17 protein-coding genes are annotated in these 22,242 nt (G+C 39.7%); 4 read left to right on the forward strand and 13 right to left on the reverse strand.

Annotated elements, in window-relative coordinates; genetic code table 11:
• Positions 1 to 10 precede the first annotated feature (10 nt).
• The 6 genes from GLIP_RS05135 to GLIP_RS05160 form a co-directional block, all read right to left on the reverse strand.
• On the reverse strand, positions 11 to 1,180 hold the full coding sequence (locus tag GLIP_RS05135) for a GumC family protein (RefSeq protein ID WP_008843525.1): 1,170 nt from the start codon (positions 1,178 to 1,180) through the stop codon (positions 11 to 13).
• A gap of 34 nt (positions 1,181 to 1,214) precedes the next feature.
• Positions 1,215 to 1,877 (reverse strand): P-loop NTPase family protein, encoded by a 663-nt coding sequence (locus GLIP_RS05140; RefSeq protein WP_008843526.1) that lies wholly within the window; start codon positions 1,875 to 1,877, stop codon positions 1,215 to 1,217.
• A complete protein-coding gene (locus GLIP_RS05145; protein WP_008843527.1) occupies positions 1,877 to 2,908 on the reverse strand; it encodes a polysaccharide biosynthesis/export family protein in 1,032 nt (343 codons plus the stop codon). The genes GLIP_RS05140 and GLIP_RS05145 overlap by 1 nt, the downstream gene beginning before the upstream one ends.
• A 101-nt stretch (positions 2,909 to 3,009) precedes the next feature.
• The gene (locus GLIP_RS05150; protein ID WP_008843528.1) at positions 3,010 to 4,158 is read right to left on the reverse strand and encodes a radical SAM/SPASM domain-containing protein; all 1,149 of its coding nucleotides are present in this window, start codon (positions 4,156 to 4,158) and stop codon (positions 3,010 to 3,012) included.
• Complete coding sequence (locus GLIP_RS05155; protein WP_008843529.1) at positions 4,118 to 5,125, reverse strand: NAD-dependent epimerase/dehydratase family protein; 1,008 nt, start codon at positions 5,123 to 5,125, stop codon at positions 4,118 to 4,120. Before GLIP_RS05155 ends, GLIP_RS05150 begins: the two co-directional genes overlap by 41 nt.
• Positions 5,126 to 5,163: 38 nt before the next feature.
• Positions 5,164 to 5,955: a WecB/TagA/CpsF family glycosyltransferase gene (locus tag GLIP_RS05160; protein WP_008843530.1), complete on the reverse strand. Its 792-nt coding sequence runs from the start codon at positions 5,953 to 5,955 to the stop codon at positions 5,164 to 5,166.
• A 258-nt stretch (positions 5,956 to 6,213) separates the two neighbouring features.
• Here GLIP_RS05160 and GLIP_RS05165 point away from each other — a divergent pair, with 258 nt between their 5' ends.
• Complete coding sequence (locus GLIP_RS05165) at positions 6,214 to 7,341, forward strand: glycosyltransferase (protein ID WP_008843531.1); 1,128 nt, start codon at positions 6,214 to 6,216, stop codon at positions 7,339 to 7,341.
• A gap of 6 nt (positions 7,342 to 7,347) precedes the next feature.
• On the opposite strand, the gene GLIP_RS05170 is transcribed toward GLIP_RS05165, so the two are convergent.
• From GLIP_RS05170 to GLIP_RS05185, 4 genes are all read right to left on the reverse strand, one after another.
• The gene (locus tag GLIP_RS05170; RefSeq protein WP_008843532.1) at positions 7,348 to 8,205 is read right to left on the reverse strand and encodes a cupin-like domain-containing protein; all 858 of its coding nucleotides are present in this window, start codon (positions 8,203 to 8,205) and stop codon (positions 7,348 to 7,350) included.
• Positions 8,206 to 8,366: 161 nt separating this feature from the next.
• On the reverse strand, positions 8,367 to 9,347 hold the full coding sequence (locus GLIP_RS05175; protein WP_008843533.1) for a hypothetical protein: 981 nt from the start codon (positions 9,345 to 9,347) through the stop codon (positions 8,367 to 8,369).
• A 174-nt stretch (positions 9,348 to 9,521) separates the two neighbouring features.
• Positions 9,522 to 10,040 carry an SRPBCC domain-containing protein gene (locus GLIP_RS05180; RefSeq protein WP_008843534.1) on the reverse strand — a complete coding sequence of 173 codons (519 nt, stop codon included), beginning with the start codon at positions 10,038 to 10,040 and terminating at the stop codon, positions 9,522 to 9,524.
• A complete protein-coding gene (locus GLIP_RS05185; protein ID WP_153886269.1) occupies positions 10,009 to 10,380 on the reverse strand; it encodes an ArsR/SmtB family transcription factor in 372 nt (123 codons plus the stop codon). Before GLIP_RS05185 ends, GLIP_RS05180 begins: the two co-directional genes overlap by 32 nt.
• A 326-nt stretch (positions 10,381 to 10,706) precedes the next feature.
• On the opposite strand from GLIP_RS05185, the gene GLIP_RS05190 reads away from it, so the two are divergent.
• Positions 10,707 to 12,011, forward strand: a complete 1,305-nt coding sequence (locus tag GLIP_RS05190; RefSeq protein ID WP_008843536.1) for an alginate export family protein — start codon at positions 10,707 to 10,709, stop codon at positions 12,009 to 12,011.
• 280 nt (positions 12,012 to 12,291) lie between these two features.
• Here GLIP_RS05190 and GLIP_RS05195 read toward each other — a convergent pair whose 3' ends face one another.
• Complete coding sequence (locus tag GLIP_RS05195; RefSeq protein WP_008843537.1) at positions 12,292 to 13,287, reverse strand: carbohydrate kinase family protein; 996 nt, start codon at positions 13,285 to 13,287, stop codon at positions 12,292 to 12,294.
• A gap of 253 nt (positions 13,288 to 13,540) precedes the next feature.
• Here GLIP_RS05195 and GLIP_RS05200 point away from each other — a divergent pair, with 253 nt between their 5' ends.
• Entirely contained in the window at positions 13,541 to 14,533 is a 993-nt protein-coding gene (locus GLIP_RS05200) for a LacI family DNA-binding transcriptional regulator (RefSeq protein WP_008843538.1), read from the forward strand.
• 8 nt (positions 14,534 to 14,541) lie between these two features.
• Here GLIP_RS05200 and GLIP_RS05205 read toward each other — a convergent pair whose 3' ends face one another.
• The gene (locus tag GLIP_RS05205; protein ID WP_008843539.1) at positions 14,542 to 15,759 is read right to left on the reverse strand and encodes an MFS transporter; all 1,218 of its coding nucleotides are present in this window, start codon (positions 15,757 to 15,759) and stop codon (positions 14,542 to 14,544) included.
• A gap of 172 nt (positions 15,760 to 15,931) precedes the next feature.
• Between GLIP_RS05205 and GLIP_RS05210 the strand changes: the two genes are divergently transcribed.
• Positions 15,932 to 17,431 carry a glycoside hydrolase family 32 protein gene (locus GLIP_RS05210; protein ID WP_052154931.1) on the forward strand — a complete coding sequence of 500 codons (1,500 nt, stop codon included), beginning with the start codon at positions 15,932 to 15,934 and terminating at the stop codon, positions 17,429 to 17,431.
• Between the two features lie 64 nt (positions 17,432 to 17,495).
• Here the strand turns inward: GLIP_RS05210 and GLIP_RS05215 are convergent, their stop codons facing one another.
• Positions 17,496 to 22,232: a GH32 C-terminal domain-containing protein gene (locus GLIP_RS05215; RefSeq protein WP_008843541.1), complete on the reverse strand. Its 4,737-nt coding sequence runs from the start codon at positions 22,230 to 22,232 to the stop codon at positions 17,496 to 17,498.
• Positions 22,233 to 22,242 lie beyond the last annotated feature (10 nt).

Here is a 22,242-nt window from a genome sequence, read left to right on the forward strand (position 1 = left end):
TTTAGGTGCTTTAAAATTTATCAATAGAACCCAGTTCAGGTACGTCTAGAATCTCTTCTGCAATCCCTGAACTGCTAACCCGTCGATCAAAATATTCAAAGATAAAAGCGATGCCAAACGAAAAGATAAACGCCCCTATGACTGCAATGGCGATATAAAACAAACGTGAATGGTCAGGTCTAACTGCGGGCGTCGAAAGCTCTACTACACGCACGTTAATCAAGTCTGCGTTGGCCAATTCTTTTAGTCGCTCTTCGTCATAACGACGTTTATACGAACGATACAAGGCCTCTTCAGTTTCAATATTTAGCCGCATTTGAGTGGTTTCTGATAGGTTTTCTTCAAGGTTTTGCATTTGCTCTTGGATACCAGAAATTTCTTGACGATTGGCTTCAATCTGACCTTTTAACGCTATCACTTTTTCATGTTCAGCAGAAAATCTAAGTAATAAGTCGCCAAGTTCATGTTCTCGTACTGCGATTCGTTCTTGCAATGCAGACTGCCGCTGAATCAAGCTTTTTCGCAATTCGGATGTCGCAGCAACATCTTCTGATTGATTGTATTTATCTAACGCTTTGCGGTGCTCAACTAATTGGCTGAGCAATTGATCCATTTGTCTTTTATAAACTTCAGCAGTACCTGATGAATTATATAATTCGACGTGATGTTTGATGTAGCTTTGTACGATGGCATTGACCATATCGGATGACCAATCTGGATTTTCATCAGTATATTTAATATGAATAATGCTTGAACTAACTAAGGCTTTAACACTTACATTTTTCAGTAAATAACGTATCCAATTGTCTCGCTTAGTCGCCTCATCAGATAAACCGACCGAGACGAGCGCTGAACGAAAACTCTTTTTCATGTCCTTGATGAAACCTGGTTTTTCTGGACGCTCGTGAGGTTTAACCATGTCAACAGCATTGGCAATGACAGTATGCGAAAGAATAATATCTACTTGCGTATTTAGTACATCCACAGTTTGCAGGCCAGGGGAAATGTCAGCCCGCATCATAGGTGCACGATTATGTTCCACTAGTACCACGGCTTTAGCAGAGAATGGCTGTGGCGAGATGTATTGCATTAAAATAGCCACTGCTACAATAAAAACGAACATACCGATTATTCTTCGGTGCCATTTAAATAAAAAGATAAAAATATCGCGCTTAGTCACAAACTCTTCCTGTTTTTAATTTGTATCAATGGCACTATGAAATTAATTTATACACAAAATCGGGAATGGGCCTTTCATGTTTATTCATAATAAACCCACTTAATTTACAACCACATCTATCAATGGTCTTATTGAAATGTGAAAGCATTTCTCGTGTAGTATGATTTCCATCTAACACTAAAATTAAATCATCTACTTGCTCAATCCAGCCTAATGGTGCTTCCGTACTCCATGCTCCAATATCCATAATAATGGTGTCATAGCGTTTTTTTAATGTTTCCCAACACAGCGAAAATTCGCTGCTTGAGCAAGTTTGTGAGTTTTCTAATTTAGCTAAGCTAAGTACATTTAATGCGGGTTCTCCAGCATGCACAATGTAATTATCAATATTGAAATTGTCTGACGATACATCATTTGCCTGTAAATATGGTGCTTTACAATCCAGCAAATCAGAAACGCGCTGTGAAGATGGATTGGCATCAATCAATAACACTGACCCAGCCGAACGCGCATTGATTGCTAAAGCTAAACCGACTGCGGTTGTGGTCACCCCTTCTCCAGAAGAACGGGCCATTAAGCCAATGACTTTGCTCAGATCTGGTTTCCCTAACATACCTTCTGATAACAATCTCAGTCTTACATGTTGATATGCAGCATTTTGATTTAAGCTGTCAGAACCGATTAATTTTGAGGCCATTAGTTGGTTCCATCGTTTATTGAATATGAAAAGCCAATGCCAAATTGAAGTGGGATCATTTTACGAATGTATTGCTCTACAGCTTGATTGGCTTCTGCAATACCGGTTTTTGGCACATAAATTACGTCACTTGGCATAAGTTCAAATTGATCACTTTCTGACATCCCATGTTCTAAACGTCCAAGTAAATCAATAGACCAATTTTGGAAACTGTTGTCTTCCTGACGTCTAAATAAGCGAATGTCTGCACTTTCAGCGGTATCCATAAAACCGCCTGCCGAAGCCACAGCCATGAGTGGACTATAAGGAGCTGAAAAAGGTACCGGTCCTGGGCGGTTCACCTCCCCAATCACATACACTACCGGTGGAGCTGTATCCACTAAGCGCACCATAACATACAGACGTGAACCAAATTTTTGCTGATATTTTTGTTTTATCGTTAGACGCAATTCAGACAAAGTCGTTTTAACGCTAACTTGATCAATGAAAGGCAGGTCAATGGATTCTGAATGACCTACGATAAAGCGCATTGGTTCATATTGTCCATTGCGGCTAACCAAACGTAATAAGGGGTCGAGAGGATCTTGGCTTTGTTCTACGGAAATCACCACGCTAGGCTGTTTAATTTTGCGTTTAGTCAATTCTGTGGTGAGTACTTGGCTCAGCTCATCCACCCCTTTGCCAGCTGCGAGCAACCTTCCTACTAATGGAATGGAGACATGTCCATCAGGTAACACGACTGCACGTTCTTTAGTTAATGAAGGATGGTCCATTACATCCACTCTCAAAATATCGCCTGGCGAAATTTGATAGGGACTATCGATTAAACTAGTGGCCTCCAAAAAGCCTACAGCAATCACATCGCCACTACTCAACAAGGGCTCTCCACGTTGTGGCTTTACGTTTTCCAGTTTTTCTGCAGAAGCCATAGGCAATGGCGTTCTGCTAGTACAGCCAGTTAAAGCTAATACAAGTACGCTTAAGAACAAACACCATAAGATTGGGCGTTGAATTAGTGAATCTAGCTTCATTGCTTTCCTACTTCTTAAAAATTTACCAATTCCAAACCAGCGTTATTTAATTACGCAAACAATTTATCACTTTTCACCATGCTCAAGCATCTAAACAAACGTCACACTTCGGTATACTTTACGTCTATTAACTTATTCACCGGTATCGCATATTCACTAGTACCAATACCGCGACAATATCCACAAACTTTAGGCTGTTTATTTTCACTAAAAGAATGCCTGATATCGTTCATATGAGCACTATGCCAGATTTCTTCGAAACTTTGTTTGTATAAATTTCCGATCACATGTTTAACCGAACAGCATAATCCAACATCACCATTTTGTTCTATTTGAACTTGTCCCGTCCAAGGTGCTAAACAAGAACCTTTGGGACGAGTTAAGGGAAATATGTTTTGTTTGATTACTTTATTGCTGAATCGATTGGTTACATCTCGCAAACCCGCATTAAGGCCTGCCCAATGTTTCATGCTGCCCGAGCCAATATTAATTCCTAATTGCTCCGCTTTCTCTTTTAAATCAGGAAGCGAATCATTAAATCGCTTAGATACTTCAGCATTTGATTGGTCAAAGTGACTAAATTTTTCTTCATCGTCACTTCTGCGTGTACCGAAAATCGTGCGTTTATTGGGATGTAAACTCATAAAGCGCACTTCGCTTATTCCAAGACGATGAGCTAAATCGATAAATTCTTCTGTTTCATTGACGTTGTCTTTCATCACAATGAAACTCAGCCAAAAAATATTATCTTTATGTCCCTTTTGTCTAGATAACTCTAGCAATCTATCTATTTTATTAATCGTTTTATTAAAGTCCGCATCCATGACTCTTTGATAAGTTTTTGCGGTTCCTGCATGGATGGAAAACCGTATATCCAGTTTGGCTTCTACCATTTTATTAGTAAGACGAGTGTTTAACGGAAACCCAGTAGAGTTACAATGCAAAAAACTGTCATTTTCATTCGCAATATCAATGTAACGGTCCATTTTTTGACTGAGCAAAGCTTCGCCGTTGCCATGGATTGCCATCGTTTCTACATATCTAAAATAAGGGCTGAGCTTGTCTAAAATCTCATCTGGCATTTCAGAGGGCTTACGACCATAAGTTTTTGGTACTGTACACATGATACAGTCATATGGACATCCTCGCTGCGACTCCAAATACATGACCGCAGGAAAACTCTTAACCTCAGGAACTAAACTCGCTGATTCACTTGCCAACAACTCTCTGTGTTGTTTGGGGTCTAACATGATAATTAAGCTCCGTCGTAAAATGTTCCAACGTGCGTTGGATCCCTTCTTCCAAACTCACTTCCAATTGATAAAACTTGAGCTGCTTTTTATTATCACCTACCCGATAAAATACACCTTCAGGTTTGCTAGGGTCATTACGCAGTTCCAACTCAACTCCAGCGACAGCTTGGATTTGTTGGGCTAATTCGAAGAAGCTGGTTCCAATACCACTGGAGATATTTATTGATTCACCAGCTTCCATGTAGTTAATGGACTTGAGTACAAATTTCACAATATCATCAATGTGTACAAAGTCTCGCGCTTGTTGACCACTTCCCCATATAACCATTGGGTCTTCTCTATCAAATACTCGTTTGCAAATACGTGGAAAAGGATAGCTTTGATCTTGGTCTTCGCCATACCCCGAAAAAGGCCGGTAATTTAATACCTTCATACCGTATTTTTCTACACAATAACTCGCTAAAAATTCAGCAGTGAGTTTTGCCCAGCCATAGGTCATATCTGGCACGCCTATATCTTTTTTGAAGTCGATCATATCTTCAGTCAAGATAATTTGTTTTTGCTGGGTCTGAAAATTTATTGGATATGCCGCAGACGAACTAAAATTCAATACCACCTGAGGCATTGGATTCAACTTCGGCAACCAATTGAAAAACATGGCATCAATCGCAAGATCTGTTGCGACTTTAAGGGGATCCCCCTCAATTGTCATTCGTCCACCGACCACAGCGGCCAAATGCAGTATTAAATCAAACGATTGTTCATTGGCACAGAAATAACTACGAACATCTTGATTAATAAATGTAAAATTTTTATAGGTTTTTAAAAATCTAGGCCATTTGTCTGGATGTAATCCGGTAGACAAATCATCTACCACAGTTACTTTATATCCTTGCTTGACTAATTCTGCGGTAAAATGTCTTCCAACAAAGCCACAACCACCGGTAATTAATGCAGTCTCCATGTATCTACCCTACTTCAATTAATTCATTGCATTACTATCTAATCTGTTTTGCATCCTTTAATTGAGAATTGTCTTAATCCGCAACGCTGCAAAATGCTCATTATAAAAAACTGTGGTAAATATTTTAGGTAACGCATACCTAAACGTTTTGGTTCTTTCACAGCGCGATGGAACCACTCAAGTCCGTTTTCTCGCATCCATTTAGGAGCACGTTTTACTCTACCGCTGTGGAAATCAAAAGCTGCTCCGACAGTTATCACCACACCCACGTTTAATTTGTCGAGATGATCTTCCACCCAAAAATGCTGTTTTGGTGTACTAATACCAATCCAAAGGACATCCGCTTCAGATTGATTAATCAGGTCAATTTCGGCTTGGTCTTCTGCTGCGGTCAATTTTCTAAAGGGCGGGGAATATGCACCACAAATATTAATATCAGGGAAGGACTGTTTAAGTTTGCCGGTTAGTAGAGACGGTACTTCTTCCACACCACCATACAAAAAGTGCTTTAATTCATGTGATCTTCCTTTATCACAAACTGCCAACATCAAATCTGGCCCAGTGACTCGATCACTCAGTTGTAACCCTTGTGAGCGAATGTTCCACACCACAGGCCAGCCATCCGCCGTAGCTAAATTGGCTTGATTGACAATTTTACGAAATCGAGAATCATGCTGTGCAATTACGACATCTTGAGCGCTATTAACACAGACAAACTGAGTCGGCCGACTCTTAGCAAAGAAAATAATTTTGTCGACAGCTTCGGTAAACTCTATGGGATCAATTGCTAAACCCAAGACATTAACCCGCTTCCGTAACACTTCATCCATAATATTATTTTTCTAGTGATAGGAAAAATTTCTTCAAGCAGTCGAAATTTAACCAAAAACTGATTACAAACTAGACTACATCAGAATCAGGTATAGTCAAGAATTTGACGCAAATTTAATCAATTTTTGCGACTCGGTTAAAAAACTTTCCGCTTAATAAACATAGATTTATCTATTACTGTTAGTTATGGTAATAATGAGTATTATGTACAACGCTGCACAGCATTGTTTTTGCAATGGAAGTCTGGTCAAGTTTTTATGAATTCAAAATCGAAAATTAAGATTGCTTTTTTAGTACCAGACCTTTCGGGTGGCGGTGCTGAAAAAATTGCTATTACATTTTTACATAGATTAGATAGGGAGTTATTTGAGCCTTCATTGATATTGTGTAGTAAAACAGGGATTCATCTTGATTCTGTTCCTAAAGATGTGCCTGTTCACTCTTTACGCAAAAATTCCGCATTTAGTTTTCCTATGCTTATTTGGCGATTCAGAAAACATCTTCAACAATATAAACCTGACATAGTAGTTAGTTTTTTATGGTATGCGGACGTAATACAACTACTTGCAAAGTTAGGACTCAAAACCAAAACTATTTGCTGTTTCCATACCGTTCCCATTTCAATCTCAAAAGAGCGCTTTGGAACATTAAAATATCTGTTTTTAAAGCAGTTATATAAGTTAGCGGATCGCATTCTTGCTGTATCTCAATCGGTTGCCAATGACATTGACCATAGCCTTCTAAACGGCAAAAAAGGCAAAACTTTTGTGCAGTATAATCCATTTGAAATAAACCAACTCGTCGCAAAATCCCAATTGCCTGAATCTACTTGGAATGCGAGTGATAAAGGTAAAATTGTATTCGTAGGTAGGCTCGAAATAGTAAAAGGACCAGATAGGTTATTAAAAGCGTTAGCGAAAATTCCAAGCGACATTAATTGGCATGCTAAATTTGTGGGCGATGGCTCTATGAAGTCACAACTTATTTACGAAGCTAAAAAGTTAAAAATATTCAATAGAATTAGTTTCGAAGGATTTGTGAGCAATCCATTTCCAACCATTAAGCACGCAGATATATTAGTACTTACTTCTCGTTTTGAAGCCTATCCTAGTGTGATTGTTGAAGCCATGTTATTGAACACGCCGGTAGTGGCTTATAATTGCCCATCAGGCCCTTCTGAAATAATCACCGCGAACAACGGAGTACTGGTGGAATCTGGTAACAGTGAAAGCCTTAAAGATGCGATTGTTGATCTACTCAAAAATAGAGAAAAAGCAGCAAGTTTAGCTGCAAATGGCCCAGACTCGGTAAAGCACCTAAGTGCAGAATCAGCCACTAAAATGCTCGAAGCGCACATTACAGAAGTGGTGTTAAAAAACGATTAAAAAGATCTAGCTTGGACGCAATAATTGTTTAATCGAGCGTCCACATGCGGCACTTTGCACTTTTAACGAATCGAAAAACGGAAATCTTCCTTGCTGACTTGGAACAATTCCAAATTTACGTAACCTACGATTAATTTTGTGTAATAACAGAGTGTGATCCACGTCTTCTGTCACTAACGAAATGGTATATGACAATGAAAATTTTTCAGTCCCAGATTTTACCCAATGGGGTGACATGGGCGGATGATATATAAAATCACCAGCGCTTAATGGCAACACTGTTGCTCTTTGTTCAAACTCCGTTTTATAAGTCTTTAGCATAGAAATCTTTTCTGATGCTAAAGCCTCTCTGGCTTCACTAGGAAAAGTTTCAAAATCCATTGGCGGAAAGCTATGCATCACTTTGTTACCGATAACTTGTAGTAAAAAATTATGCTCCGGATCAGCATGAAATGGAGCAACAGCCCCTGGTGTAGAAACAAACAAGCCAACGCTGCTGCTAATTAATTTGTTAGTTGAAAAGGATGGTACACTTTGAGCCACTTTATCAATAAAAGCGCGTTTAAATTCGCGATATGTATCTAAGTGTTCATCCAGTTGAATAGCTTGTAGGTGTATATTGCCATCACCACTTTCCAATCTAGACACCAAATCAGGTACTTCATTTAAAGATAATCTTTGAATATTTGAATTTGCCGGATCAGGTGACGTGACACGAACGAAAACTTGATTTGCCGGCATCTGACGAAGCAATTCATCAATCAGTTTCAAATCTGTAGGTAACTGCGAAAGATCCATCCAAGTTTTATCAAAGTTTACCGGTCTCTTACCCCAACCAGCAGCCAAATCATTTATGCTTTCCATTAATCGTTCGACTCATTCCGCTCATTAGTTGTTTGATAAAGCTAGCACATTACATAGTTAGCGGCTACTGCATATTAACAAAGGCCCGCTGTTAACGGGCCTTTACTTGATATCGAACAAATTTATCAATAATGAAATTGAGAAAGTATTGATTAAGCCTTTCACATAAACGTTTGAAGTCTATTGGAACGAGCAACTACACGCTGTTTTCTACATAATATAAAGGTGATTAAAGTGAACCATAAAAAAGTCAGTCTAGGTTCAGGAATTGCCATAGGGTCATCTTGCGGATCATTGACATTTATCTCTGGAGCTGCCTGAATTTGAAAACTTCTAGTGCTAGTAAAACCATAGCCGTTGTCTGCCAGCACACTAATGGTGCTATTGGAGTCGCCTGGAATAAAATTCACTTGATTTCCAGTCGCATCATCAAATTCGCCGTCATTGTCTAGGTCCCACAGCAAATTATTGTTAGCATAAAGCGTCAATGAATCCCCAACTCTAGCAGCGTTTGTATCAAAATTTATATCATCAATGATTGGATAGTAGTAGGAGTGTAAAGGACTTTCCACAGGTGTTGGATAACCAGAAGGGCTAAATAGCCCTGACAAATTCTCGCCAGGCAATACAGAGTAACTCCCAGTCAAATTGAGATTACGACCTCCATTTTGTGACGACAAATCAACATGTAACCCTTCACCTATCAATGTCACTCGAGATCTATCAGCACTTATGTCGATCTCAAAATTGTCTGTGAAGTATGTACTAGGACCACCCATAACTTGCCAACTTGAATCAGAACCGTTGCGCAAATAAGTACCTGCTGCCAAATAAAGTTTAGGTAACGAGCCGGCTGGAGTGTAATTACTTAACTCATCCAAATTAAATCGAAATACCTCGCCATCTGCGACCAAAAAGTACATACGGGATACATTTGTCCCCCACCAATGAGTTCGGTTTCGGTAAGTACCGAATAAAAAATTGTCGTTGCCTAAAAGTAATTGATACCCCGCAAGGTTAGGAGAGTTTGGAACGACATTTCCATTTGAAGATAATAAGCCTGTATCCTCAGAAAAAGTAATCAAACTTGCCAGTGCGGAGCTTGAAAAAGAGATTAATAACGCAAAAAATATACACTTCATATGATTGCTTCTTATGCTACAACATTAAATAGATTAACTTTAAAGCACCAATTATGCCAAACACTAACATACTGATTATATTAAACAAACCAACAAACTGCGAGCGAAGCGCTGTTAAGTGTAAAATTTTTTTGACACCTCCATTAATGCTTACAATTTAATCTCTTTTACAATTCAAAACGGCCAGTTTTCACTTTTACATTTACTCGGTGTAGTGAACGATAATGCGCCTATCATCACTAGCATCAGACGATATTTAAGTGGGGGTTTACCATTTTCGACCACTCCTTTTAGGGTGTTTAAGATAAATGTTGCTCCCTGCTCCATATAATTAGCTGTTTTTGTTCCTGCCGGCATATCTTCATTTATCAATGTAAACTCCGTCCCATCTTCAACCTCTTTTAGCTTGTATGTCACTTTGCAGTAAGGGTCGTCTAAATTGGTGAATTTAAATGTATGGGAATACGTATAAGGAGGATCAAATTCCAGCACCTCTCCTACTACAGACGTGTACTTACCTTCCTTTCCAGTGCGCATTCGAATTGGAGCTCCTGGTTCGAGCCCAGGCGTATCAAGCCGTGAATTAAAAAACTGCGCTTGCAGACCATCTCGTTTAGTTATTTGCTGCCAGACTTTATCAATCGGTGCGGCAATAAATATTTTATGAACACTTTTTAGTTTGTTTTGGTTCATTTTCAGTATCCTTTAACTCTTGTTCTATTTGATTTTTAAAACCGGTTAAACGAGAAGCCATAAAACGACTATATTCGTCTGTCCAGCGATCGTAAATTTGCTGTATGGGTATGACGTTAAAATAATGATGTTTGGCTTTGCCTACTTTTTCAGTTACTAACAAGTTGGCTGATTCTAAAATTTTCAAATGCTTCATTATGGCAATCCGGCTCATAGCAAACTGATTGCTAATATCATTTACCAGACAAGCAGGATTGTTCTTCACATAATCAAGAATTTGACGTCGCGTTTTATTGGCAAGTGCGCTGAATGTATCGTCCATTTCTCGTAAAGAAACCAAACATGTAACTTAAAGGTTACATATAAGATAGTGAAGATAATCACTAATTGCAAGTGATAAGCAGATTCAAAGAGTAAATTCGCGTGTAGACATTAAATTTGTCGAATGGCGTTTAGGGTGATAAACAAAATAATGACCGCTGAAAATAGACTTCTCTAGAATATTGAAAATAAGAGATACTGTAGTCAGTAGAATTAGCAGAATGTGAAGATTACCTCGAACGTAAGCAGCTCGGTGCAACCAGTAGTTGATGATTCGAGTATGAATATGTCAAACTTGAAAGCATTAATTACTAATGCGTTCCCAGCAGTATCAGGAGAGACAGCATGAGGTCACTTTATTTGAAAATTTTCTGCCAGTTAAGTGCTGCAACTTTATTTTGTTTATCATCACTAGCATTAGCTGATACACCAGAAATAGATCTGTCAGGGCAATGGGATTTGCGCTTTGAAAATCTAACCAATCCATTATTTCCAACGACCGACGAACGTTTTAATCAGCATAACCAACGTCTTTCTTCGAAGTTAATGGTGAAAGGTGTAATGACATGGTCAAATTTCGAGTTGGTGGGTGAACTTGGCGACTCAAGAGTGTATTTAGATAATAACGATCCAACGTTAGGTAGCGGACAAGTTAATACGTTAGAACCCGTGCAATTGCATTTTTCATTTCTGGGTAACTCGGAAACGAGTAGAAGCATAAGCATGCAAAAGCTCAGTTTAGGGCGTTTTGTTATAGACCATGGTAGCCGCCGACTGATTGGAAGTGGTTATTTTCGAAACGCGGTGAATTCGTTTGATGGCGTAATAAGTGACTGGCAATGGCAAGACTGGAACGTAAGAGCGTTATATCTGTTGCCAGTAACACGCCTCCCAGGAGATGCTCAAAGCATTGATAGCAATGATCGAGCATTAGATAAATCTTTCAGTGAACGTCGACTCTACGGCGTATATGCAACGTCACCATCTAAAACGTGGCAGATACAGACTTATTGGTTTAAAGAGAAAGACGGCCCAAATTTAAATACTGCTAATCGTCAACTCCTCACTATGAGCGCACACTATACGTTACCCAAAACGACCGATTGGCTCGGTGACGCAGAGCTCATACTGCAATCTGGGACCCTTCATCAAACCACATCACCAGATGATCTAAATGAAATTGATCACCGCGCTTGGTTATTTCATGGCGAACTAGGCCAAATGATTACTGATAATACTTCCCTTCAAGCGGTGGTGGACATCATAAGTGGCGATAACAATAATGGTGATGATACTAACCGTAACTTTGATTCACTTTATGGAGTGCGGCGTTTCGATTTTGGCCCTACCGATGTATATCAGGCCATGCCCCGCCGTAATTTAGTGTCATTGGGGCTAAAAATGGTTAGTAAATTTTCTAAAAAGGACAATCTTTTAGTACGTTATTTGAATTTCAGTTATCACCAAACTCCGGTTGATAGTTCAAGTGATATTGGTAATCAAATAGAATTCCGCTGGCGCCATCAGCTTTTACCAAAATTACGTCTTGAGTTTGGTGGCGCATACATGATGAAGGGCGATGCAATTGCGCAGGGGAATTATCCAGACGATACGCTATATGGCTATAGCGGATTTCAATTCAAATTCTGATGGGCTAAACGGCTATACGCTCTATACTAAGTAAAAAGGGGTCGGAGTGAATTGACGCTATTGGAAGAGATCAATAACACCATATATTTTATGGCTGCGGAATTATTTGAGTTATTGAATTTTTACTACCTCCGCCCCCTTTTTATTTTTTAATCTTTACCCAAAAACAAAAAAGCCCCAAAAGTCAGGCAAAGATTTCCCTGGGATAAATACGGTCCTACAACCAACGCTATGTTTAAAGACACGTGTTACCCATATTTATACCGTTGAATAAAATAAGCTAACTGACGGGTTTATATATGTTTTCACACGGTAAAATTACGTTAAAAGTAGCTAAATTCACTTCTTCGGACGTTGGTAAAGCCGTCATTGCTCCTAATTTAGAACAAACTAAACTACTAACCTTTTCAGCAAATTCGACAAATGATTTAATCTTGGATGCATAGAAATCGTCAGGAACGGGTAGAGTCGCTAGTTGATAGAGCATTGCTCCAATAAAAGAATCACCCGCTCCTGTCGTATCCATTACGTTGGTTTCATATGCTGGAACAATAAAATGAGATCCTGAGTAAGACACAAGACAGCCATTGCTCCCGAGAGTAACCAATACGATTTTAATCCCTTTTTGATGTAAGTAGTCGCAGCCAGAAACAATTTCTTCTTGTGAGCTTAATAACAAAATTTCTTCTTCGCTTACTTTAACAATATCGGCTAATTGCAAAATTTCATCACACCGGCTTTGGAACAAAGACAAGTTATATTTCCACAGGTCTGAACGGTAATTAGGATCGAAGCAAATTAAGTTACCATTTTTCTTTGCGGCTTTAGCAATACCAGCATATGCATCAGCAAGAGGCCCACCTAATAAAGCAGTAGCCGACCCCAAGTGCACAATGCTATCGTCCAATATAGTATGCATTGTTGCATCTGAAATGGTTAACTGTTCGTCGGCTCCTCTACTAAAAACAAAATCTCGTTCACCATCTTCAGAAAGCGAAACAAAAGCAAGCGTTGTATTTTTAAAATCACAATGCTGAACATAGGTCGTGTTCACTTGATAATTTTGCAAAACATTTATTAGATAATCACCAAACGGGTCTCTCCCGACTGATGATACAATAATTGCTTTGCCGCCAAGTTTACCCACGCAGGCAGCTACATTGGCTGGCGCACCGCCAGGCTTTTTAGTGAATTGACCACCATGATGTAGCCCTTTTTGGGAATCAGTACACACAAAGTCAATTAACATCTCGCCAACACACACTATTTTCTTCATTTCAACTTTCCACTTATTGAGTCTTTTCTTATACCACGCACAAAAATAATGCAAAGTACTTTTCAAAACTCTATTTTTCGTTAATCTTGTTGCTAAGTAACAAAAAGATAACATAAAAGACAACGTTGTTAAAAATAAAATTAAAGATATTCACAGATAAATTGTGTATTTTTATCAAGTAGTGATAATTTCTAGTTAACAAGCTTTTTTGTCGAATGAATATAAGCCGTTTAGCTAAAAAATAAGAAGTAATATGGTAACTATTAAACAAGTCGCATCACATGCAGGTGTTTCTTTTAAAACTGTTTCACGGGTGGTCAATAATGATCCAACGGTAAAATCAGCAAACCGTGAAAAAGTGTTGCAATCGATTCAGGCACTTGGTTATCGGCCAAATAGAGCCGCAAGCTTAACCCGCCGCAAAAAGTCAGGGATATTTGGGTTTATTGCTGATGATTTACTCAAAGTACCTTATACCTTTGATCTCATTAGAGGTGCACAGCAAGTTGCTTGGGAAAATAATAAAGAACTAATGGTGTTGAACGTCAACGAAGATCGTTATACCGCTGAGAAAGCTGCACAAAATTTAATCGAACATAGAGTGGAAGGCATAATTTATGCAGCCATGTATCACCATGAAGTGGTGCTACCGGATATCTTGCAAGAATGCCCAACTATATTAGCCAATTGTTTTTGTAAGAATCCGCGCTTTCCCAGTATTGTGCCAGATGAAATTCAGGCAGCAGAAACCGTCACGCTATCGCTAATCGATGCAGGTTATAAAAAAATTGCGTTTATGAATCTAAATGAGCTAATTATTGCAGCCCAAGATCGAAAAAAGGGGGTTATTAATGCGTTTAATCGCCGTGGCGTCTCATTAGAAAATTTACATATTGAACCAGTATTTTATGGCCCTGCAGGACAAGAAGTTAGTTGCTCTCGTGAAGTTACTGCTAAAATCGTACATGAATTTAAACCAGACGCAATCATTTGCGGTCAGGATCCCATAGCAGTAGAAGCTTATTTCGTTCTGCAATCAATGGGACTGCAAGTTGGTAAGGATATAGGAATCGCCAGTTTCGATGACTGGGACACTATTCCAACTCTGCTGCAACCAGCATTATCAACAATGGCGTTACCACATTTTGAAATGGGCGCGTGGGCATTAGAGTACTTGTTAAATGGACGGGAAGACAAAGTGCATGAAAAACTGCCCTTCACGTTAGTAAAAAGAGGGTCTTATTAGGCCGTATTCTAGATTGAAGGTTTATCTGAGCTCAATAAAATAAACGATATCAGGGTAAATATGAATACAATACCACCAAGAATCAAATACGAAGTCGAAAATCCCAGTTTGTCATACATTATACCTGCATAAATAGACAAACCCGATGCAGTAATTTGACTCGAAAATTGAAATCCAACTATATACAAGGTGGCTGATAACCTAGTATCAAAGGTATTAGTAATATATTTGAACACCGCCACTAACATAATGGGTAATTCTACCGCGTGTAACAACTTCATAATCGACAACATCACTATATCATCGGCTAAACCGGAACCAATTATACGCAGAGCCATGATAAATCCACTAAGAATTAGACCATTTTTTGCGCCTATCTTGTTAACTAAAAAAGGCGCGAAAAACATACAGCCAGCTTCCAAGAATACTTGCATTGAATTCAGGTAGCCGTACATAGCGTTGCCTTTTTGTTGATCGCTAAACATTGACGAATAGTAAACTGCAAATTGCTGATCGTAGACTGAGTAGATGCAGGTTACCCCCATCACAAAAATCACGAATGCCCAAAACTTTCGCATCAGCAATAACCCGGAGACTAGCTTTAAATCTAATTTTCTTTGCGATGAGCAAGGTACAGTAGATATTGAATTTTCCTCGTTGAGGGGTTCTAACAAAAAGATAAGCAACATAAAAACGCAAGCACTGAGTGAAGCTAACCAAAAGTTAATATCTGGTCCTTTATTAAATAAGTAACCTGCAAAAAAGGTCGCCGAAGCCCATCCCAAAGAGCCCCACATTCGTGCTCTACCAAATTCAAAATATTGACTTCTAGCCACCTTTTCTACATAACTTTCCAATGCCCCAATCCCTGCTCCAAAAACTACAGCAAAAAACACGCCTCCTAACAATGCGCCTAAATAAAAATGACTGAGCAATAAAGGGCTGTACACAAAAATAAAAAATGGGCCAACGGCAATAAGCATTACCCCAATAAATAACAGTAGGTGTTTGCGCAAACCTAACTTATCTTGAAGATAGCCGTAACACGGCATAACAAACAGACCAGCTATTGCGTTGCAACTAAATATCGTACCCGTTAATTCGCCACTCAAACCTATGTACTGGTTTAACCAAATAGGAAATAACGAAAATGAAAATGACCAACATAAAAAAAAGGTAAAAAAAGCACCGCTCAGTAACCAATAATTTTTAATAGACTTACTCACTTTTACAACTCTTTAAATGCATAAATTGGGTCGCTTGCAATAGTAGTTGATGCTGAGCGTTGGATCAGCCATTTGTTAAAAAATAGTTATAGCAAAATTAGACAACGTTGTATAAGTTAATTTTAGTCGTTAGAATATATCCATAAAAGTCTTGATCACTCAGAGTAAATAAATGTCCTCAGCCACTAAAAATTCTAAGCTATATACAGAAAAGCATCGGCCTCTTTTTCATTTTTCATCGCCTATAAATTGGCTAAATGATCCAAACGGACTGCTTTATTATAATGGAAAGTATCATTTATTTTTTCAGTATAATCCCAGTGACAAAGTATGGGGGGATATGCACTGGGGGCACGCAACCAGCATTGATCTAATACATTGGCAACATCATTCCCCAGCCATTTGTTCAGAACCTGATGGACTAGGATATATTTTTTCAGGCAGTGCTCTAGTAGATTGGCATAATAGCAGCGGTTTACAACAAGGCGAACATCCCCCTCTACTGGCTATTTTCACCCATAACTCCCGACATGATAAACAAGTTCAAAGTATAGCCTATAGTGTTGATGGTGGTGATCAATGGCAACAGTATTGCAAAAACCCTGTTATCAAAAATCCGGGGCTGAAAGATTTTCGTGACCCAAAAGTCATTTGGCATAATGATAGCAAGCGCTGGATCATGGTTTTAGCCGCTGGCAATGTAGTTCAGTTTTACAGTTCGGTAAATTTGCTTGAATGGCAATATATGGTCGATTTTGGAAAAGACTTTGGCGCACACGGTGGTGTATGGGAATGCCCTGACTTTTTCCCACTGAAGGTTGATGGTAGCAAAGAGGAAAAGTGGGTTCTTCTTGTGAGCATTAGTCCTGGTGGCCCTAACAAAGGATCTGCCACACAATATTTTATTGGCGAATTTGACGGCACCCGGTTTGTTCAGCAACACACCGAAATTTTATGGATGGATTATGGCCCAGATTGTTATGCTGGCGTTACATTTAGTGACATTCCAAAACTAGATGGCCGTCGAATTATGTTAGCTTGGATGACAAATTGGCTATATGCCAGCCAACAGCCTACCGCGCCTTGGCGAGGTGCCATGACGTTTCCACGCGAGTTGACATTGGTCAAATCAGTCCACGGAATACGCTTAAGTGCTAAACCTATTGCAGAACTGTCTATGCTGCGATTACCTAATCCTATCAACTTTCAACAAATATATTTCGATAAGCCTATCTCACTAGATAGCGGTCAGGCTTTAGCCGAGTGCCTCGAATTACACTTGACGATTGATTGGTCTGAGCATTTAAGTGACAAGTGGATTTTACGATTTCACAATGAGATTGGAGAAGCGTTGATCATTGACTTCAACTCTTCCATTAATCAACTTGAAATTGACCGCAGTAAAGCAAACTATCGCCTTTCCCACATAAAAGAGTTTAACAACCAGATAAAAGCACCTGTCGAGTTGGGTGGTAAAAAACACATCTCATTAATCATTTTGAAAGACGCTTCTTCAATAGAAATATTCACCGATAACGGACTTTGTGTTTCAACCACAACCTACTTTGTTGAAGCACCTTTGAGTCATCTTGATATTCAATCTGGTCACAATGACATACCGATGAAAATAAAGTCAGCACAAATTTATTCCTTAGAATCAATTTGGCATTAAACGATACGACATGTATACGAAAAAACCGCAATATTTGCGGTTTTTGTTTCTCGTAAAGTAACATTTAATGTGCCGTGGCGCTCATATGTACGTGATCAAAACTGACGAAGCCACACGCTCCAGACGCTTCATCAAAAATAGTCACTTGTACAAATTGCCCTACCCAATCTGACAAGTCTAGCGATTGCCAATGCTGGTCACCCATAATACGTGAATCACTGCACGTATTAGGACGATATTGAATGATGGTTGCTCCATTGGCAGAGTTAACTACTCTTAAGCCTACCTCTGCGGTGCCATTCCCGCCTGACATCAAAAAGTTTAATCGAGTACGACTAGCATCTACTTTGAAAGTAGGTGAAGTTAAAGTGCCAATTGGCGCATCACATCCGGCTAAGTTATGGTTGAGCTCACAAGTACTTACTGCCCGCAAACCGACTTTTGCATTATCAGCAAATGACGTTGCACCTAACCATGCGTCTGCATCTGCTGGATTTGCAAAATCACCTGTTGCAAGCCAACCATCAACTAATGCAGTTGCAGGGACATCAAAAGTCCCTATCACTTGGGTAAAAGCGTCGTCACTTATTGTTACATTGTATACGCTTTGATCAGGGTTAGTTTCAGCAAAGTCAGAGGCCACATAATTGAAGTCGACTAACGACGGATCCACCTTACTTAGAGATGTCATATGAATATGATCGACACTAATAAAACCACAAGCACCAGTTTCGTTGTCAAACACTTCAACTTTAACTGTTTGATCTACATAAGCAGACAAATCTAAGGTTTCCCAATTTGAGTCATTTTTGCTATATGCATCTGAACAGGTACCCGGATTCAACCGTATCAATTCATTATTGGCCATATCCAGCACACGTATTCCAACATCATTGCTCATCTGTGGGTTACCACCAGAGATTAATAATGCCAAGGTCGACTTTTCGGCGCTAACTGTAAATTCTGGTGAAGTTAATGTCCCTGTCCAAATATCACAACCGCTTCCCGCAATTTCACACGTCGTTAAACCACCTAAACCAACACGCGCAGCGTCGTCTGCAGTTGTGGTTAAGCTATACCAAGAGTTTGCCGATATTGGATTTGCAAATACGCCCGTTGCCGTCCAACCTTGTTCAATCATGACTTGAGCATCATCAAACGTGGCGATAACGCTCTCATCCGAATCCTGATAAGGCAGACTAACCCGATACGATAAATTTGCCAACTGACTTTGTGTGAGAGTAACGACTCCACCGTCAACCATGTTGTCTGACGGAGATTCGCTGCTTTGATAAAGATGATCAAAACTAACAAATCCACACCCTCCCGACTCCTCATCATAAAACTGTGCTCGAATTGTAGCTCCCACTAATTGACTTGCTTGAATCACTGTCCAATCATCACCTCCGTCTATATATGAAGGAACACAACCTGCTGGAGAATAATTATGTAACAGATTTCCAACTGAATCTAACACCCGAATACCCACGGCTTTGGGATTATTTTCACCGCCAGTCAACAACATAAACAGATTATTTTCAGTTAAGGTAAAAAGAGGGGAGGTTAAGCGACCTTCTATAACATCACACCCATTAATATTTCCATTCATTTCGCAGGTGCTCACAGCTCCCTCACCAATTTGTGCTGCTGCACCATTCACGGTGGAGCCTCGCCATGCTGATTCGGTAGCAGGATTGGCAAAGTCCCCGGATCCAACCCATCCTTGCAATATGCTTGACTGGGCTGTATCAAAACGCCCTATCACTAGAGCATTATTTTGCCCATCAGCACTTAATGTTACATTGTAAATTTTATTGGCAACGAATGTGATGGCGGTGCTCATTGCGGACTGACCAAACAATTCAGGATCGATATTGCTAAACGCATCTTGTGAAATCGCCAAAGTTACAACTTTATTTAAATTAGCATAACTTTCTGCTGTACCAATTATCTCAAATATGACTTCAGTATCACTAATACGAGTTAACGTGAAGTCTAACCCTGAAGGCAAGTTATTGGCTATCCAATGATTTTTATTTAATTCAGTCGTAAAACTGTTGTTAATCAACTCTACACGAATTTGTTTACCCAGCTCAGAACCTTCATAAACTTGATTATCAGCATTACCTACCAATGATAAATTAGTAAAAGTAACCGTTTCGACTTGTGCGGTGATGACTGGCGCAAGCGCCGATACTGTGTTTGGTAATTGAGCTTGGACAAATTGAGATCCTTCTACTGTCAAGATGAGGTCAGTTAAATCCGCATCAAAGTCAACAGATGAATTGCCCGCAAGGGTGATTTCGGCACGATTGTCATCAATTCGCTGAATACTGCCAATACTAACTCCTTGAGGCAAATTATTAATACTCCACTGTGCAGCATCCAAATTATCAACCAATGTATTGTTGGTCACAGATAGCGCGATTATTTCCCCATTTTCTTGTTCTTCAACTATGCCATCAGCATCAGACGCTGCTCCAATATAGGTGCGTTTTGATTGCATATCACGAAGTTGATAAATATCAACCTGAGTAAATAGTGTGTCCGCAGCTTCTGAATAAAGTGCAATACCTGTGCTATCGTTCAATGTAGGATAAATGCGAAATGAAAATGCGGCTTTGTCATTAATAAAAACATCCACCACTGAACCGTCTATAAAAACATGGAATTTTTCAGGCTTACCAAACACCTCTTCATTGTAGGCACCAGTTTGCTCACTTAATCCATTAGCTGCTGGTGATAACGACGATATACTTTTGTTCAATACAACGTTGTGGCGCTCAGCATCATAATAAATACTTGTTTTTTCCCTGCCATCAGCAGAAGCTGCAATTACTAAACCGTACTTATTAGCCGTATTGTCTGCATCTAATTTCGCAATAATTTCAACGTGACGGCCTCTTGTATGCAGTAGGGTTTCTCCATTGACTTTAATGTCATTTTGCGTACGTAGACTGCTATCAATTCTCAAGGAACTAAGTTCAGGGGCGGCTTTTTGTGTAATTGTGGCATTATCATTTGCTAAGCCCCAAACACGCGGTGCACTGAATGTTTGTGTCCAACCAGCAGCGAGTTGTGCTTCAGAGCTTCGACGTTCATCGACTATACCAATGCCGGTAATTTGCCCCTGTGCATTGCGCGCCAGTGTCGGAGAAATATGCCCGATTATCAGATCAAGAAACTGCCCTTCGGTGTCATCGGGTACAAATTCTCCATTTGTCCAGTTCCCAATCCAATATAAAGCCCGTGGCTGGTATCCTCCACCAACCGGGTTAACTAACAAGGCATATTTATTATCGCTGATTCTCTCAAAAATAGGCATTTCCCATAAGGTATTATCTGGTCCCATTGCCGCAAAATTTTCTGCAGACATAAACTCTGACCTAACCCAACTGGAAGAATCACTAATATTTTGAGTACTATAATGTAATAAATAGCCGCGTCCTGCTTTAATTGCACCAATAATCATGTGCCAGTCATCCCCGTCTTTCCATAAGTAAGGATCACGCATATCGTCAGCACCTGTTCGATCAATAATAGGACCTAATTTAGTCCAATCTTGTAAATTATCAGCTGAACTGGTGGCGACAGAGATACCAGGATTAAAGTCGTTTGAATAATTAACACTTGTATAAAATGCATAAGCGGTGTCATCTTCGACTACCACATCACCGGACCAAATCCCCTTCATATCCGAGCCTTGCGTATCTCCCAGATCGACCTCTGGCCATAATGCGTCTTTTGAATGTGTCCAGTTTACAAAATCAGGTGACATCATGTGTCCCCAATGCATTTGGGTTTTAAATGGTCCATTAGGTGTTCTTTGATAAAACATATGATATTGGCCATTATATTTAACCAAGCCATGAGGTTCGTTAGTCCATGCTGAAGGAGGCATCGCATGGTAAATCGGCCGCTGTGAATCATTTAGAAATCGACTTTCAGGAACTTGTAAGGCAAGCTCAGCACTCAAGCTAATGGCATCAACTTGTTCCGTATACACCGCTTTTATTTCATCACTATTCAGGACACCGAGTAACACTTCGGTATTATCGAAAATGCCATTGATACCATTTACCAATGGAAAGACACCCAAAGATTTATCAATATAGCCCTTACCAATAACAAAATCAGTATCAGCAAATTCAATTTCCTCACCCACTGGAATAACTTCACTTGAGGCGACTTCAATGCCATTTAGATACAAATGCATACTACCATTTACACCATCAACCACTGCAGCCACATGATTCCACCTATACAAAGGAAATGTTTCTGGCGCTTCAAGAGTGTATTGATTGCCCCCCATAGTTATTCTGAAAGACCAGCGGCCATAAGCATTTATATTGATGCTAAAGCCTTCATCTTCGCTGGCTTGATGCAACAACGCAGATGGTGTTAATTGTGCATATGGCACTTCAGCATCTGCTGGGTAATTTTCTATAGCCACCCACGATTGTAGAGTTAACTCTGACGTAGCTGGTAACTCAAGTGGTCCGGATACCCAGCTCGAATTACCATCTGTGCGAATACCTGTATTTTGCACCGCGTTCACGCGCTCAGGACTAGAGAAAGCAGTGGTAATAATAAATTCGGGGCCACCTGCGCTATTATGAGCCGTTGTAACACCATCTTCTTCATCAAACTGTAAGTAGAGTTTAGATTCTACAGCGACCGGGGTTGGCGCTTCTGGCTCAGTAGTAGGAGTGGACTTAGGGGCTTTAATTTCGTTTCCACCTAAACACGCAGTGAGGATGACAGTATATGACAGTAGTATAAGAACACGATTAACTTTCATGAGAATTGAC

It is taken from the genome of Aliiglaciecola lipolytica E3 (assembly GCF_000314975.1).
Classification (GTDB): domain Bacteria; phylum Pseudomonadota; class Gammaproteobacteria; order Enterobacterales; family Alteromonadaceae; genus Aliiglaciecola; species Aliiglaciecola lipolytica.

Coding starts and splice junctions, on each gene's coding strand:
- GLIP_RS05140 (WP_008843526.1), bottom strand. CDS start 1,877: ATGGCCTCAAAATTAATCGGTTCTGACAGCTTAAATCAAAATGCTGCA.
- GLIP_RS05145 (WP_008843527.1), bottom strand. CDS start 2,908: ATGAAGCTAGATTCACTAATTCAACGCCCAATCTTATGGTGTTTGTTC.
- GLIP_RS05150 (WP_008843528.1), bottom strand. CDS start 4,158: ATGTTAGACCCCAAACAACACAGAGAGTTGTTGGCAAGTGAATCAGCG.
- GLIP_RS05155 (WP_008843529.1), bottom strand. CDS start 5,125: ATGGAGACTGCATTAATTACCGGTGGTTGTGGCTTTGTTGGAAGACAT.
- GLIP_RS05160 (WP_008843530.1), bottom strand. CDS start 5,955: ATGGATGAAGTGTTACGGAAGCGGGTTAATGTCTTGGGTTTAGCAATT.
- GLIP_RS05165 (WP_008843531.1), top strand. CDS start 6,214: ATGAATTCAAAATCGAAAATTAAGATTGCTTTTTTAGTACCAGACCTT.
- GLIP_RS05170 (WP_008843532.1), bottom strand. CDS start 8,205: ATGGAAAGCATAAATGATTTGGCTGCTGGTTGGGGTAAGAGACCGGTA.
- GLIP_RS05175 (WP_008843533.1), bottom strand. CDS start 9,347: ATGAAGTGTATATTTTTTGCGTTATTAATCTCTTTTTCAAGCTCCGCA.
- GLIP_RS05180 (WP_008843534.1), bottom strand. CDS start 10,040: ATGAACCAAAACAAACTAAAAAGTGTTCATAAAATATTTATTGCCGCA.
- GLIP_RS05190 (WP_008843536.1), top strand. CDS start 10,707: ATGAGGTCACTTTATTTGAAAATTTTCTGCCAGTTAAGTGCTGCAACT.
- GLIP_RS05195 (WP_008843537.1), bottom strand. CDS start 13,287: ATGAAGAAAATAGTGTGTGTTGGCGAGATGTTAATTGACTTTGTGTGT.
- GLIP_RS05200 (WP_008843538.1), top strand. CDS start 13,541: ATGGTAACTATTAAACAAGTCGCATCACATGCAGGTGTTTCTTTTAAA.
- GLIP_RS05210 (WP_052154931.1), top strand. CDS start 15,932: ATGTCCTCAGCCACTAAAAATTCTAAGCTATATACAGAAAAGCATCGG.
- GLIP_RS05215 (WP_008843541.1), bottom strand. CDS start 22,232: ATGAAAGTTAATCGTGTTCTTATACTACTGTCATATACTGTCATCCTC.